Origin of the sequence: Roseimaritima sediminicola (assembly GCF_009618275.1) — a bacterium.
GTDB lineage: Bacteria > Planctomycetota > Planctomycetia > Pirellulales > Pirellulaceae > Roseimaritima > Roseimaritima sediminicola.
The window spans coordinates 14780-28941 of sequence record NZ_WIAD01000027.1 but is presented as its reverse complement, the minus strand read 5'-3'; the positions used below and the strand labels follow the sequence as shown (position 1 = coordinate 28941).

The following is a 14162-nucleotide window of genomic DNA, read 5'->3' as shown; positions in this document are numbered from 1 at the left end:
AAGGCGAACCGCTCGCCCCAGGGCCGATCAGGTTTTACCGTCCTGTTACATGAATCGGTCTTGCCTGTGACTTGCGTCCCACTCGCGATCACTACCATGTGGGCGTTCGACGACAAATCCGACGAACAGTGACTAGGAAAATAACTTCAGGAAAGACCATGGCTACGGTACTCGAACCCACCCCCAAAAAACCGTCCAAACCCTCGAAAAACTCCAAGCGATCGGGTCGCAATAAACCAAAGATCGATGCGGGCAAAGCGTCCGTGGCTCCCGATGCCAATCCCGCCGAGGAACGTCGGCAGTGGAGCCGGGTCAGCTGGTACGCCCTGATCTGGTTGGGCATCGCCCACATCGCCGTGCTGGCTGCTCCGTTCACCTTCACTTGGCAAGCCTTGGTCGTGACCGTGGCCTTGCACTGGTTCACGGGCAGCCTGGGCATCTGCTTGGGATATCACCGGCTGTTGACCCACGATGGCATGAAGACTCACCCCTGGGTCCGCTACCTGTTCGCCGGGATCGGGACCCTGGCCGGAGAGGGTTCACCGCTGGACTGGGTGGCCGATCACCGCAAGCATCACGCCCACAGCGACCACGCCGGCGACCCGCACTCGCCGCGCGATGGCGGTTGGTGGAGTCACATGTTTTGGTTGGCTTTTCACACCCACACTGGCGACCGCCAGACGTACCTGCAGCGTTGGGTTCCCGACCTGCTGAAGGAACGGGGCATGCGGGTGCTGGACAAATTGTTCCTGCCGCTGCACGTTTTGAATGGCGTGGTGCTGACCGGCTTGGGTTACTGGTTGGGCGGAGCGGAGATGGCCGTTTCGTTCTTGGTTTGGGGCGTGTTCTGCCGCTTGGTGTTCGTCCTGCACGCGACCTGGATGGTCAACTCGCTCAGCCATATGTGGGGCTATCGCAACTACGACACGACCGACGACAGCCGCAACAACTGGCTGGTCGCGATCGTGGCTTACGGCGAAGGCTGGCACAACAACCACCACGCCTACCCGCGAATGGCCAAGCACGGGCATCGCTGGTGGGAAATCGACGTGACCTGGATGGCGATCTGCACGCTGAAGAAGCTGGGTCTGGTCTGGGACGTGGTCGACTACCGCAACGCCGCCGAAAAACGAGCCCGCGACAAGGCGGCCAAGGCCGCCGCGGAAGCCTAATGGTGTAGCGGTAGTCGCCAGACTTTGGACCTCGGGCCCAACCGTAGCGGTAGTCGCCAGACTTTGGACACGCACACCGGCTCGATCCCATCTCTGGCGAGATCGGCTACCCTGAAGTCAGCCCTCGACGAACCGTTAGGCGTCATCGCGCCGCGCTTCGTCTTCGATACAAGCAAAGACGACGCCGGCAACCAGCCCCAGCCCGGTCATCGTGCTGATCGAGCCAGCCAGAATCGTTCCCAGCAGTGGATGCTGAAAACCGACGCTGGACTGCAGCCCGTCGCGCGATCGCCGGTGTGGCCGAGCCGCGTCCTCGGCCAGTGCCGGCTCTTCTACAGGCACGCTCGCCGCGCGCCACCGCGGCGACGCAAACGGGCTGGTCGTCACCGAGATCAAGACGATGCCCAGGTAGAGGCTGAGCAGCATGCCGCCGCCGGCGCCGATCAGCCCAAACAGGGCCGTCGTTTTGGCCAGCTCGCCGAGTCCCGGTCGCTTCCACCGAATTTTGTTCCCGGCGTACTCGTCGGGATCGGATTCGCCGTCGTCGGATTCGTCATCCCCGAAAACGTCTTCCTCGGCGTTTTGCCCGGGCCGTGTTCGCCGAGAGAAAAAGGGCTTGGACAGCCGGCTCAGGCCTACCGCTAGACCTGCGGCCGCGCCGAGCAACCAGGCTACCGGCGGCGCGCTGTTGGACAACCAGGTTTGGCCCAGTAGGTGACCGGCCATCGCCACCCATCCGCCCAGCAGCCCAAAGCCGATGACGCTGCCAAAGCAGACGCAGAACACGATCGAGAGCAGTCGTGCGGCCCACTCGATGAGAACGATGCCCCATGGGTCTGGTTCGGAAGCGCGGGGATCGGGCTCGAGGCGCTGGTGGCTCATCGATTCCTCGGAGGGGGTTGCTGGGTTGAATTCCGGCCAGCCGGTACGCAGAATGCGATAGACTTGAATGCTACCATGATCCCTCACCCACTTTAACTTCCCAGAGGATTCACCCCATGCGACTGCTGCTCTGTGCTGTGTGTGCGACTTTTCTGAGTGCCACCTTTCCAGCGAGCCAAGCCCGTGCCGAAATTCAAACCAAACGCGTGACCTATCAGGACGGCGACACCACCCTGGAAGGTTTCCTGGCCTGGGACACCGAAAAGACGCAGGCTCCGGGCGTGCTGGTCGTGCATCAGTGGATGGGACTTACGAAGTACGAACAGCGACGCTGCAAACAGCTGGCCGAGCTGGGCTACGTCGCCTTTGCCCTCGACATCTACGGCCAGGGCGTCCGCCCGGAAAACCGGCAACAAGCGGCAGAAATGGCCGGCAAGTACAAATCGGATCGCGACCTGTACCGGCGGCGTCTGAACCTGGGCCTGGAGCAGCTGCGCGGCCAACCCAATGTGTATCCCGAACAAACCGCCGCCATCGGTTACTGCTTCGGCGGCACGGGCGTGCTGGAACTGGCCCGCAGCGGCGCCGAGGTTCGGGGCGTGGTCAGCTTCCACGGCGGTCTGGATTCGCCGAGCCCCGAAGACGGCAAGAACATCAGCGCCGAAGTCCTGGTCCTGCACGGAGCCGACGATCCGTTTGTTCCGGAACAGGACATCCAGGCGTTTATCAAAGAGCTGAACGATGCGGACGTGGACTGGCAGATGAACATCTACTCCGGTGCCGTCCACTCCTTCACCCAGCCCATGGCCGGCAACGACAACTCGACCGGCGCGGCCTACAACGAGCGAGCGGACAAGCGCTCCTGGGAGGCCATGAAGTCCTTCTTCGACGAGATCTTCCGCGACGAAGTGACTCGCTAGTGGTGCGTCCACGTTTCCTTTTAGAGGTAGCTGATCTTGCCAGAGATTGGACTGAAGCGGCGAGAAGCTCCAAAGTCTGGCGACTTCAGCTACGGCCAGCGTCTAAGATCAAATGTTGACGCAGCGCTAGGGGATCCTTCCCTTTCAGCACAGCCGTGCTCGTACTCAGCGCAGCGGTGCTCGTACTCAGCGCAGCGGTGCTCGTACTCAGCGCAGCGGTGCTCGTACTCAGCGCAGCGGTGCTCGTACTTAAAGTTCGAGTACCGGGCTGCGCCTTGAGTACGAGTACGAGCACGAGCACGAGCACGAGCACGAGCACGAGCACGAGCACGAGTACGAGCGGCAGAAGCTTATTCGATCCTGTAGCCCGAAGGGCCGCACAGCTCGTGACCGTGTCGTTCGGTTGCTATGCGGTACCGATACCGTCGGGAGTGGCCCAGTAACCGCCTCGGGCGTGGTCGAACCGCGGCTTGCTGCCTCGCACCGACTCATGAAAACCTTCGCGGTTGAAGACACAGCGGCCGCCGACCCAGGTCGCCACCGGCCATCCGGTCAGCCGCGTCTGATGCCAGGGCGACCAACCACTCTTGGTGTACTGCTCGTCGTTGCGAATCGTATGCTCACGCTGCATGTCCACCAAGACCAGGTCCGCGTCGTAACCGGCCGCGATACGGCCTTTGCCCACGATGCCCCAGACCCGCGCCGGCGCGTCGCTCATCCACGTGGCCACCTGCGTCAACGAACAGTTTCCGGCGGAGACCTGATCCAGCATCAATCCCAGGCTGTTCTCCACCGCCGGCAATCCCGAAGGGCTGGACGGGTACGGCTGGCGTTTCTCGTCCAGCGTATGCGGCGCATGGTCGGTGGCGATCACCTGAATCTTGCCGTCGATCAATCCCTGCCACAAGCGGCGGTTGTCTTCGGCTGATTTAATCGACGGGTTCATCTGCACCAGCGAACCCAGCCGAGCGTAGTCGTCGGTATTGAAGAACAGGTGATGCGGACAGACTTCGGCCGTGATGTAGGGTTGGGTGTTGTCGAGCAGTTCCAGCTCGTCGCCGGTCGAGACGTGCAGGACATGAAAACGATGTTTGTGGCGAAGCGCTAAATCGATCGAGCGACGCGTGGCGGTGACAGCCGCTTCGACGTTGCGAATCCGCGAGTGCACCGCGACGTCGCTTTCCCCGGCCAGCCGCTGGGCATTGGCCTGCACCGTGCTCTCGTCCTCGCAGTGGGCACAGATCGGCAGCTCGGTTTCGCCAAAGATTCGTTCGAGGGCCGACTGACGGTCGACCAACAGGTTGCCCGTACTGCTGCCGATGAAAATCTTGATGCCGGGCAGGTTGTCAGCCTCCTGCAGCTCCGTCAAGTTCTCGCAGGTGGCCCCGATGTAGAAGCCGTAATTGACCAGCGACTTGGTCGCGGCCAGCTGTTCCTTGGCGCGGACACCCTCCCGCGTGATCGCCGGGGGCTTGGTGTTGGGCATTTCCAGAAATGTCGTCACCCCGCCCGCCGCACAGGCTCGCGACGCGTGCAGCAGGTCTTCTTTGTGCGTCAGGCCGGGTTCGCGAAAGTGGACTTGGTCGTCGATCACGCCGGGCATCAAGTGCAGCCCTCCGGCTTCCACGACCTCGGACGCCGTCGCGGTGTCGGCGGCATCGACGTCGACGATCTTGCCATCTTCGACCAACACATTGGCCTCGGCGACTTCGTGGGGGAACACGACCGAAGCGTTCTTGAACAGAATGGAATGCGACATGGCAGACGAAACCAACCGGACGACAAGGAGACGAAACAATCCAAACCAATGCCGTGATCGTACCGCGCTGCCGGCCTCAGGAAATGGGGGTGCGTTCGACAAGCCACCAGCCGCATGTCACCCCGCCGGGGTTTAGCGTGTGATGGGGCGCGAGCCCCAGGGGCTCGCGCCCAATCCACGCTCTAGCTCGGGAGGAGCGACATGAAGACCGTATGCCACCCCTCCGGGGTTTAGCGTTTGGTGGGGCCATGCCCAGGGGCTCGCGCCCCTGGCTACCACATGTCCTCGCTCCGCGAATTGCCGGAGACCAACCGTGGAGCGAATTTCCGGTGACCAACCGCGACACGGAGCCATTTACCGATAACCCACCGTGGAGCGTGCGTCGAAAGCGCAACCCACGATGCCCGTCGACAACGCGTGTCGTCCCGCCAACGAACCCACCGCGGCGGGTGCGTCGAAAGCGCAACCCCCGACGCTCCTCGACAACGCGTGTCGCCCCGCCAACCAACCAGCCGCGGAGCGGCGGCAGGTGGTAGCCTGGGGCGCGAGCCCCAGGAACGCCGCCCCCAACCCACCAAGCTCCGGAGGAGCGACATGAAAAAAGCCCCCCCCCCACACGGAAGCCTCGACCCACGATAAAATGGCTGCGCGGAAACAAGGGCGATGTGCTTGCGCGGGGCAGGCGACAACGTCGACCTCAGATTGGTTCTACAGGGGTAGTGAAACCATGCCATCAACCCACTCCAACCTTTTGCTACACGCGGTATTCAGCACGAAGAATCGGTCCAACGTTCTCCGCGATGACTGGCGAGACGAATTATTCGCCTACATCGGGGGAGCAGCCAGGGACCACAAGGCTTCGGTTTTGAAGGCAGGTGGCATTGAAAACCACGTGCATCTACTGCTTCGTGCTCACCCTTCCTTCGCGGTCGCCGACACCATCCGTTTCCTCAAGACCAACTCGTCGAAATGGATCAACGACCACCGAAAGATCAAGGCAAAGTTCCATTGGCAGAAAGGCTATGGCGTATTTTCGGTCAGCGAGTCAGGCAAGGATGCAGTTATCAAGTACATCATGAATCAGCGCGAGCACCACCGAAAACAAAGCTTTGAATCGGAGTACCTTCAGTTGCTTCGGTTGCACGGAGTCCATTTCAACGAGCGATATGTGTTTGATCAAGAGCTTGCCGGATAGCCGCCTGCCACCCCGCCGGGGTTTGACGTGCGGTGGGGCACGAGCCCCAGGGGCTCGCGCCCCTGGCTACCACATGTCCTCGCTCCGCGAATTTCCGGAGACCAACCGCGACCCGAATACCCGATAACCCACCGCGGAGCGTGCGTCGAAAGCGCAATCCACGACATCCCTCGACAACGCGTGTCGCCCCGCCAATCAACCAACCGCGGCGCGGAGCCATTTACCGATAACCCACCGCAGCGCGTGCGTCGAAAGCGCAACCCCCGACGCTCCTCGACAACGCGTGCCGCCCCGCCAACCAACCAGCCGCGGAGCGGCGGCAGGTGGTAGCCTGGGGCGCGAGCTTCAGGAAACGGCGCCCCCAACCCACCAAGCTCCGGAGGAGCGACTTGAAAACCGCATGTCACCCCGCCGGGGTTTAGCGTGTGATGGGGCGCGAGCCCCAGGGGCTCGCGCCCCTGGCTACCACATGTCCTCGCTCCGCGAATTTCCGGAGACCAACCGCGACGCGGAGCGAATACCCAATAACCCACCCGCGGAGCGTGCGTCGAAAGCGCAACCCACGACATCCCTCGACAACGCGTGTCGCCCCGCCAATCAACCAACCGCGGCGCGGAGCCATTTACCGATAACCCACCGCGGAGCGTGCGTCGAAAGCGCAACCCACGACGCCCCTCGACAATGCGTGTCGCCCCGCCAACGAACCAGCCGCGGAGCGGCGGCAGGCGGTAGCCTGGGGCGCAAGCCCCAGGAAACGGCGCCCCCCAACCCACCAAGCTCCGGAGGAGCGACATGAAAACCGCATGTCACCCCGCTGGGGTTTAGCGTGCGGTGGGGCGCGAGCCCCAGGGGCTCGTGCCCCTGGCTACCACATGTCCTCGCTCCGCGAATTTCCGGCAACCAACCGCGACGCGAATTCCCGGTGTCCAACCGCGACGCGAATTCCCGGTGCCCAACCGCGACGCGAATTCCCGGTGACCAACCGCGACGCGAATACCCGATACCCAACCGCGGAGCGTGCCCCGAAAAGCGCACCCCACGACGCCCCTCGGCAACGCCCAAACACCCGCCGATCAACGTGCTGGTAACTGCGTGGAGACGAGATCGAAATCCATGTCTCGCACCGATTCGGTGACTTCGACACGAAGCTCGGTTTGTTGGTTGTAGCGCGGCGGCACGCGATCCACCGCCGCGGCCCGGTCCGCCGGAGCTTCTTCCAATTCCTCCCAGCCGCCTTGCGGGTTCTCGGCGGTCGGCCGCGTGGTGATCCGCACAAGCTTTGCCCCTGGCGTTACCCCCGTGCGTTCGCTGTTTAAGCGCAGCCGATAACGGCCGTCCTGATCCGTTACCGCGTAACTGTAAGACGTATCGGGACTTTCAAACGTCACCGTCGCTCCGCTCAGAGGCCGGTCGTCCAGCTGCACACGGCCGCGCACCTCGAGCAGCTCCAGCGAACTGTAATCGGTGGCCGGCCCGCCGCCGCATCCGGCGGATGAGAGCACCAATAGGACCGTCACCACCGGGCTCCGGTATCGCAGGCGGCGAACGATCCAGCCACCTTTGCGACGCCTTTCGCTCATTTCATGACAGATTCCCATCAGGTGACGACAGAATTCGCTCACCACATGACCGATATTTCCCACCACACGCGCTGGATCTTTCACGACTGACTGCCCCCTTCTATCGTTGGCTAGAAATCGAAATTTGTGGTTTCCAAACCGCTGCGGCTGCCCAACGCCCGATAGGCTTCGATGTCGACGCCGTCGGCCACGAAGCGCACGGCTCCGTCGCCGAGCAGGAAATACGCTCCGCCCCGGTGGTAGCTGCCGAAGGCCAGCTCCATCAAGCGTCCGTGAGCCGCCGGGTTGTGGAAACGCAGATTCAGCGGCGGATAGAAACTGCCGACCGCTTCGGAGAATTCCGTGCCTCCGGTTCCGCCATCGCAGCGGCAGGGATCGATCTGTGGCGACCCCAAGAACCAGTAGTCCATGGCTTGGCCGTCTTTCAGGAAACCGTTGTCGGTGTAGGATTCGCCGACAAAGACCGTGGCCGACAGGCCGTCCTGGATCTCGGCAAACCGCGTCCCGCTGCAACCGTAGAACACGCCGTTTTGATGCCGCATTTCGAACGAACGTGTTCCCGGCACGACGATCGTGCTGGTATCGTCGGAGGTCACGTCGCTTGCACCGGCAGCGCGGTAGCTGGCCGGCACCCGGCCGCGGATAAAGCTGCTGTCGAGATGCTGGGGCTGGTTCATGCTGGGACAGCGATAGACCTGCAAGACCGTACTGGCCGCGTCCTCATTCGCTCCGGCGGCGGCCCAGCTGCCGGCTCCGGATTCGGCGAACGTCAGCCGGTCGTACAGGGTGTTGTTTTCCAGATGCGGCAGCAACGCGGCCGACCACAGCGTGCCGTGGGTGTTCCATCCGAAAGGCAGGCGTGAAAACGTGGCCTCGTAATGGTGCAGGGCCAAGCCGATCTGCTTGAGGTTGTTTCGGCAAGCCATCCGCCGGGCCGATTCTCGGGCGGCCTGGACCGCGGGCAGCAACATTCCGATCAGCAGGGCCGTGATGCCGATCACGACCAGCAATTCCACCAGCGTAAACGCTTTTCGCATCCGCCTGCCCCCAACCGTGGAACCCGCCCGCGTCGCCAACCGAACGACGCGGCTGTGTTCCATCTTACGGTTCCGGCGGGGGGTTTCCAGCAATCAGCTGAAATAATCCACCGCATTCTGGAACATTTTCAATCCCTCGCCCGCCTCGGACGACTCTTCGCGGCGGGTCCAGAAGGGATGATGGGTCGGATCGATAAAGCGTTCGGGGTGAGGCATCAGCCCAAAGACCCGGCCGCTGGCATCACACACGCCGGCCACATCCGCATCACTGCCGTTGGGATTGATCGGAAAAGCGGAGGGCTGGCTGCCGTAGCGTCCGGCCGGATCGCAGTACCGCAGAGCCAAGCGTCCTTGTTGCTCCAGCCGCTGCAGGGCCTCGGCACTGGCGGCGACGAAACGCCCTTCGGCGTGTGCCATGGGCAGGTACATCTGATCGATGTCTTTCAGGAACACGCAGGACGACTGCGGGTCGACCTTCAGGTGCACCCAGCGGTCCTCGAAGCGGCCGTGTTCGTTCCAGGTGAGCGTGCCGGCGCTCTCCTCGCCAACGCCGCCGGCCAAGACGCCCAGCCGCATCAAGACCTGCATGCCGTTGCAGATTCCCAGCATCAAGCGGTCGTCGTTTTCGCCACAGAAATCCTGCAGCATGGGCGCCAGGTGACGCTGCATTCGGCCGGCCAGAATACGTCCGGCCGCGATGTCGTCGCCATAGCTGAATCCGCCGGGCACGCAGAGGATCTGATAGCGGGCCGCCAGAGCGGGGTTCTCGATCAAGCGGTTCACGTGCACCCGCTCGGCCTGGGCGCCGGCCAGCTGGAACGCGTAGGCGGTTTCTTCGTCGCAGTTGGTACCTGGGGCGCGAAGGATCAAGACGCGGGGGGCAGCCATATCGTAAACTGTGCAAACCGGGGAGAGTGGGTTTCTTGCGAGTCCCCAATTTAGACGTCCGAGCGGAATGTGGGGAGTGGGCGGTGCTGACAAGAAACACCGTGCGGGCCGGGCTAGCGCATCGGCGCGGTTTGTTCTTCCAGCGCGGCCAACATCCGCTGGGCGGCCACCTCGATCGCCTGCACGTCGTCCTGGCGCTGTTGCCAAACGTCCAGATCCTCGGCCTCGGACGCTCGGTTGTCCGCCTCCAAGGTCGCGCACAAACGCTGCAGTTGCTGGCCGCCGAACAGGTCCGACGTGCCTTTGAGCGTATGGGCGGCGCGCTGTAGGAGCGTCGCGTCCCGCTCGGCCAAGGCGCTGTGCATCTGCGAGATCAACGCCGAGCATTCATCAAAAAACGAGTCGGCCAATTGCAAGATGACGGCGCTGCGTCCAGCGAAACGGTGCAGCACCGGTTGGAGGTCCAGCACCCCGTCGTCGGCGGCGGACGGGTCGGGTTCGCCATGGGGGGACGGGGCGGCCGCGGCCCGCTGCGCGTCGGTGACCGCCGCGCTCCCCGGCTCGCCGACCCGACCAAGTTCGCCGCCCCGACCAGGTTCGCCGACCCGACCAGGTTCGCCGCCCCGACCAGGCTCGCCGCCCCGACCAGGTTCGCCGACCCGACCAGATTCAGGCGGGCCCTGGTCCGCATCGCCGGCCCCGTGAAAGCCGGCCAGCACCTGATCCAGTTTCTGGGGATCGACGGGTTTGGAGATGTATCCGTCCATGCCGGCTTCCATGCACAAGCGTTGATCATCGGCCATGACGCGAGCGGTCATCGCAATGATCGGCGTCCGCCGGGGGCACGCGGCTTCGCAGGCACGGATCGCGTGCGTGGCTTCGAAGCCATCCATCTCCGGCATCTGCAGGTCCATCAGGATCAAATCAAAGGACTGGCTTTCGCACATCTCGACCGCTTCACGACCGTTCTGAGCAAGCGCGACGCGGTGCCCACGCAGGGCCAACAGTTCCATGGCCACGCGTTGGTTCACCAACCCATCTTCGACCAACAGGATCCGCAGCCCCGACGCGTCCGCGCCGGCCGGCGAGTCATCCGCCCGGTCCGCATCACGCTCAGGGCTGGACGGCTGTGAATCAGCGGAGCCGGCCGACGCGCCCGCCCGCTGGTCGCCCGCCCGCTGGTCGCCCGCCCGCCCGTCTTTCTCTCCCGGGCCGTGCCCCTCACCCGGTTCGTCCTTTGCGGTATCGGTAACGTCCAGAATCGAATTCAGCAGTTCCGAATGCACAAACGGTTTCAACAGGTAGTGTGAAATGCCGGCGCGGCGACAGCGATCCAGGTCCGCGCCGTGGGCCATCGAGGAGAGCATAATGACCGCCAGGTCGCGGAACCGCGGGTCCTGCCGCAACCGCTCGGTCAGCATCAAACCGTCGATGTCGGGCATCATCAGATCGAACAGGCCCAGCTGGAAGGGTTCGCCTCGGTCGGCCGCCTCGCACAACACCTGCCAAGCGTGTTCGGCGCCCTGCACGGCGGTGGGGCGCATGTCCCAGTACTCCAACAACTCGATCAACACGCGGCGGTTGGTCGATTCATCATCGACGACCAGGACGGGCAAACCGGACAGGAGCCGAGCGGCCGTTTGATGGGCCGCTCGGCTCTCTTGGGCCGGAGCGACTCGTAGCGGCAGCGCGAAGCGGAAGGTGGTGCCCTGGCCCAGTTGGCTGTCGACTTCGATCCGGCCTTGCATCAGCCGGACCAGTTGCGAAGAAATGGCTAGGCCCAATCCGGTGCCCCCGTACCGCCGCGTCGTCGAGGCGTCGGCCTGCGTGAAGGCTTCGAAGATCGAGTCCAGTTTCTCGGGCGCGATTCCGATGCCGGTGTCCTGCACCGACACCTGCACCCACAGCGTTTGACCTTCCTTCAGGTCCGCCGCCGGTTCGCTGTCCGGGTCGGTTTCGTCGCCGCCGTCCGCGTCGGGGCCGGGCACCGGTTCCACCTGCACGACGACTTCGCCGTTCTCGGTGAACTTGATGGCGTTGCCGGCCAAGTTCACGATCACCTGCCGCAGCCGCGTGGGATCGCCCCAGACCATCGGCGGCAGGGCGGGATGGATGCGGCAGGCCAGCTCGATGCCCTGGGTCTCGGCGCGCACGGCCAGCATCTGAGTTGCTCGCGCCACGGTTTCCGACAGCGAGAACGGCGTCTCTTCCAGCTCCAGATGGCCGGCTTCGATCTTGGAGAAATCCAGGATATCGTTCAACAGTCGCAGCAGGGATTGGCCGGATTGTTGGATCAGATTGACATAGTCGGTCTGGCGCTGATCCAGATCGGTCTTGGTCAGCAGTTCCGCCATCCCGAGAATCCCGTTCATCGGCGTGCGAATTTCGTGGCTCATATTGGCCAGAAATTCGCTCTTGGCCGCGTTGGCGGCATCGGCCGCATCCCGAGCTTCGCGCAGCGCTTGTTCGATCCGCACCATGGCGGTGACGTCGCGCGAGATCCCAAAGGTGCCGACGATTTGGCCACGGCTGTCGCGCAGCGGCAACTTGGTCGACGAACACCAGGTATCCTCCCGATCCGGCCAGGTTTCTCGTTCCACGCGTCCCACGATGGGTTGGCCGGTCTGCATGATCCACAGCTCGTCGTGGCGGGCCTGTTCCGCATGTTCGGCGGTGAACACATCGGCGTCGGTCTTGCCGATGGCGTCGGCCGGCGAGGACCAGCCGTTTTTTTTGACCATCCCGACACCGACGCGGCGGAAGCGGCTCTCGCGATCCTTGAAGTAGATCGCATCGGGCAGGTAATCCAACAACGAATGCAGCAGGTAACGTTCCTCGTCCAGCTGGGCTTCGATCTGTTTCCGCTGGGACACGTCCCAGAACAACAGCTGCACGCCGATGACATTGCCGTCGACATCGCGGGCCGGCCCTTTGATGCGTTCGATCCAGCGATACTGACCGTCGCGGAGCGGTAGTTTTTCGGTCGCCTGAATCACCCGTTGGTGCTCGATCACTTCGCGGTCGTCGGCGACAAACTGGTCGGCGATCTCCCGGGGAAACAATTGATAGTCCGTCTTTCCCAAGACGTCGTCGGCCGAGACCTGATGCAGTTCCAGATAGAAGCGATTGGCGAAGATGCGTTCGCCACGCAGGTTCTTGACCACCAAAGCCAGCGGCAGGCTGTCCAGCAGATTGCGAAACGTGCCCGGGTGCGACCACTTGCGGGGCATGATATTCGCCGACGGCTGGACAATCGCCGCGACATCTTCGCTGTCGGCATCGCGATAGAGCGTCAGATCCAAGGTGGCGCGTTCGGCCCCCCGGCGGCGAACCAGCCGCAGCGTGCTGGGAACCCCGACCCGGCAATCCGCCACGGCGTCGAGCCAGCGCCGGTGGTCCGCAGCCGGTACCCAGCCGTGCCACCACGGCGAACCGCCCTCACCGCCAGCCAAATCACCGCCCGCCTGATCACCGCCGGCCGGGTCGATGCCCAGCAAACGCTGGCAGGCGGGATTGATGAAGCGCAACTGCGAGACGTCGGCCGAAGCGATCCATACCGGTTGATCCAGGTGCTCCAACAACGCGCGATGCATTACACGGGGACCTGTCGAGTACAGTGTTTGACCAGCGTCAAACGGTGATTGGAATCATCCACCGTCACCTGGTCCATGAAACTGGTGATCAGGGCGATCCCATGACCGTCCTCTTTCTGGATGGCGCTTTCCACATCCCCATGGATGGTTTCGGCGTCAAAGCCCAGGCCTTCATCGCGCAGACGGCAGCAGATCTCGCTTTCGGAAACTTCGACGTCGATCTCCAGCCGGCGCTCGCTGTACGGCTGGACGCCGCGGCGCTGGACCACCAGTTCGGGTTCGATGCCGTCGCCAAAGGATTCGCGGAACTGAGCGACCTGTTCGGCGGATAGTTCCAGGTTCCCGAACAGCATGCCGTTCTGGATGGCGTGGTCCAGGGCGTTGCTAAAGCGAATCAGATCGGTGCTGCTGAGCAGGTTCATGCCTGAAACCATCTGCACCACCAGGTCCACCAACGGAGCGATCAGGAACGGCTCACTGGGCAACCGAAAGACGAAGCGGTTAAAGGTCAACGAATCGACCAACCGCGCGTAGCTCTGGTCCGCGCGGAGCACTCCCAGGACGTCGCGGATCGTGGGGTTGAGCAACATGCCCAGCATGTTCTTGGGCACGTAGGCGGCCGCCCCGCGGCGCAGCGCCTGCACGGCCAACGACTCGCTGCCCTGGGCGGTGATCAGGATCGCCGGCACCTGGGGAAACTCGCCCTGCATGGTTTCCACCAATTGCAGGCCCGTCATCCCAGGCATCTCGAGGTCCGTCACGACGACCTCGGGAACGCTCTTGCGCAGCGACTCCAGCGCCACCGTGCCGTCCGCAGCCACGGACACCGTGTGCCCGCGTTCCTCCAACATCAGACGGATCTCCATAGCCTGAGTGGGACTGTCTTCGACAAGCAATACGCTCGACATCGCAGAGCCTCTTGGGGTGGGAACAGAAGAGGGATAAGAACACTTCAAAAAAGCTTCGAAAAAGCAGCCGAATAAGTGCTGGGTTTATTCTAACAGCAAATCGGACGGATCACGAACCGAGCGGTTAACGGTGCGGCGAAAGGCAACTTTTAAAAAACGGGTAACAAACCGGCCGAGGCTTCGCTTGCTAAAGCAGACCAATGCCGCTTTCAGCCAACTCGCTTTTCC

Annotated in this window: 10 protein-coding genes; 3 read left to right on the top strand and 7 right to left on the bottom strand. The window is 63.2% G+C overall.

The features are described from left to right. Positions 1 to 158: 158 nt before the first annotated feature. A complete protein-coding gene (locus tag GE027_RS13705; RefSeq protein WP_153557773.1) occupies positions 159 to 1172 on the top strand; it encodes an acyl-CoA desaturase in 1014 nt (337 codons plus the stop codon). Positions 1173 to 1307: 135 nt separating this feature from the next. On the opposite strand, the gene GE027_RS13700 is transcribed toward GE027_RS13705, so the two are convergent. Further along, positions 1308 to 2054 carry a hypothetical protein gene (locus tag GE027_RS13700; protein ID WP_153557772.1) on the bottom strand — a complete coding sequence of 249 codons (747 nt, stop codon included), beginning with the start codon at positions 2052 to 2054 and terminating at the stop codon, positions 1308 to 1310. Between the two features lie 116 nt (positions 2055 to 2170). Between GE027_RS13700 and GE027_RS13695 the strand changes: the two genes are divergently transcribed. After that, on the top strand, positions 2171 to 2974 hold the full coding sequence (locus tag GE027_RS13695; protein WP_153557771.1) for a dienelactone hydrolase family protein: 804 nt from the start codon (positions 2171 to 2173) through the stop codon (positions 2972 to 2974). A 406-nt stretch (positions 2975 to 3380) separates the two neighbouring features. Here the strand turns inward: GE027_RS13695 and GE027_RS13690 are convergent, their stop codons facing one another. After that, entirely contained in the window at positions 3381 to 4733 is a 1353-nt protein-coding gene (locus GE027_RS13690) for a dihydroorotase (protein WP_153557770.1), read from the bottom strand. Positions 4734 to 5460: 727 nt separating this feature from the next. Here GE027_RS13690 and tnpA point away from each other — a divergent pair. Next, positions 5461 to 5928, top strand: a complete 468-nt coding sequence (gene tnpA, locus GE027_RS13685; RefSeq protein ID WP_162006725.1) for an IS200/IS605 family transposase — start codon at positions 5461 to 5463, stop codon at positions 5926 to 5928. A gap of 1073 nt (positions 5929 to 7001) precedes the next feature. Here tnpA and GE027_RS13680 read toward each other — a convergent pair. From GE027_RS13680 to GE027_RS13660, 5 genes are all read right to left on the bottom strand, one after another. Next, the gene (locus tag GE027_RS13680; RefSeq protein WP_162006724.1) at positions 7002 to 7550 is read right to left on the bottom strand and encodes a carboxypeptidase-like regulatory domain-containing protein; all 549 of its coding nucleotides are present in this window, start codon (positions 7548 to 7550) and stop codon (positions 7002 to 7004) included. Positions 7551 to 7618: 68 nt separating this feature from the next. Then, positions 7619 to 8545: a DUF1559 domain-containing protein gene (locus tag GE027_RS13675; RefSeq protein WP_237607530.1), complete on the bottom strand. Its 927-nt coding sequence runs from the start codon at positions 8543 to 8545 to the stop codon at positions 7619 to 7621. 93 nt (positions 8546 to 8638) lie between these two features. Then, a complete protein-coding gene (gene purQ / locus GE027_RS13670; RefSeq protein WP_153557766.1) occupies positions 8639 to 9433 on the bottom strand; it encodes a phosphoribosylformylglycinamidine synthase I in 795 nt (264 codons plus the stop codon). A gap of 113 nt (positions 9434 to 9546) precedes the next feature. Beyond that, on the bottom strand, positions 9547 to 13026 hold the full coding sequence (locus tag GE027_RS13665) for a response regulator (protein ID WP_153557765.1): 3480 nt from the start codon (positions 13024 to 13026) through the stop codon (positions 9547 to 9549). Then, positions 13026 to 13934, bottom strand: coding sequence for an ATP-binding response regulator (locus GE027_RS13660; RefSeq protein ID WP_153557764.1), 909 nt, complete (start codon positions 13932 to 13934; stop codon positions 13026 to 13028). Before GE027_RS13660 ends, GE027_RS13665 begins: the two co-directional genes overlap by 1 nt. Between the last annotated feature and the right edge of the window lie 228 nt (positions 13935 to 14162).

Excerpts from the sequence above, each read along its gene's own strand:
- purQ (WP_153557766.1), bottom strand. The coding sequence starts at position 9,433 with ATGGCTGCCCCCCGCGTCTTGATCCTTCGCGCCCCAGGTACCAACTGC.
- GE027_RS13705 (WP_153557773.1), top strand. The coding sequence starts at position 159 with ATGGCTACGGTACTCGAACCCACCCCCAAAAAACCGTCCAAACCCTCG.
- GE027_RS13700 (WP_153557772.1), bottom strand. The coding sequence starts at position 2,054 with ATGAGCCACCAGCGCCTCGAGCCCGATCCCCGCGCTTCCGAACCAGAC.
- GE027_RS13690 (WP_153557770.1), bottom strand. The coding sequence starts at position 4,733 with ATGTCGCATTCCATTCTGTTCAAGAACGCTTCGGTCGTGTTCCCCCAC.
- GE027_RS13660 (WP_153557764.1), bottom strand. The coding sequence starts at position 13,934 with ATGTCGAGCGTATTGCTTGTCGAAGACAGTCCCACTCAGGCTATGGAG.
- GE027_RS13665 (WP_153557765.1), bottom strand. The coding sequence starts at position 13,026 with ATGCATCGCGCGTTGTTGGAGCACCTGGATCAACCGGTATGGATCGCT.
- GE027_RS13695 (WP_153557771.1), top strand. The coding sequence starts at position 2,171 with ATGCGACTGCTGCTCTGTGCTGTGTGTGCGACTTTTCTGAGTGCCACC.
- GE027_RS13675 (WP_237607530.1), bottom strand. The coding sequence starts at position 8,545 with ATGCGAAAAGCGTTTACGCTGGTGGAATTGCTGGTCGTGATCGGCATC.
- tnpA (WP_162006725.1), top strand. The coding sequence starts at position 5,461 with ATGCCATCAACCCACTCCAACCTTTTGCTACACGCGGTATTCAGCACG.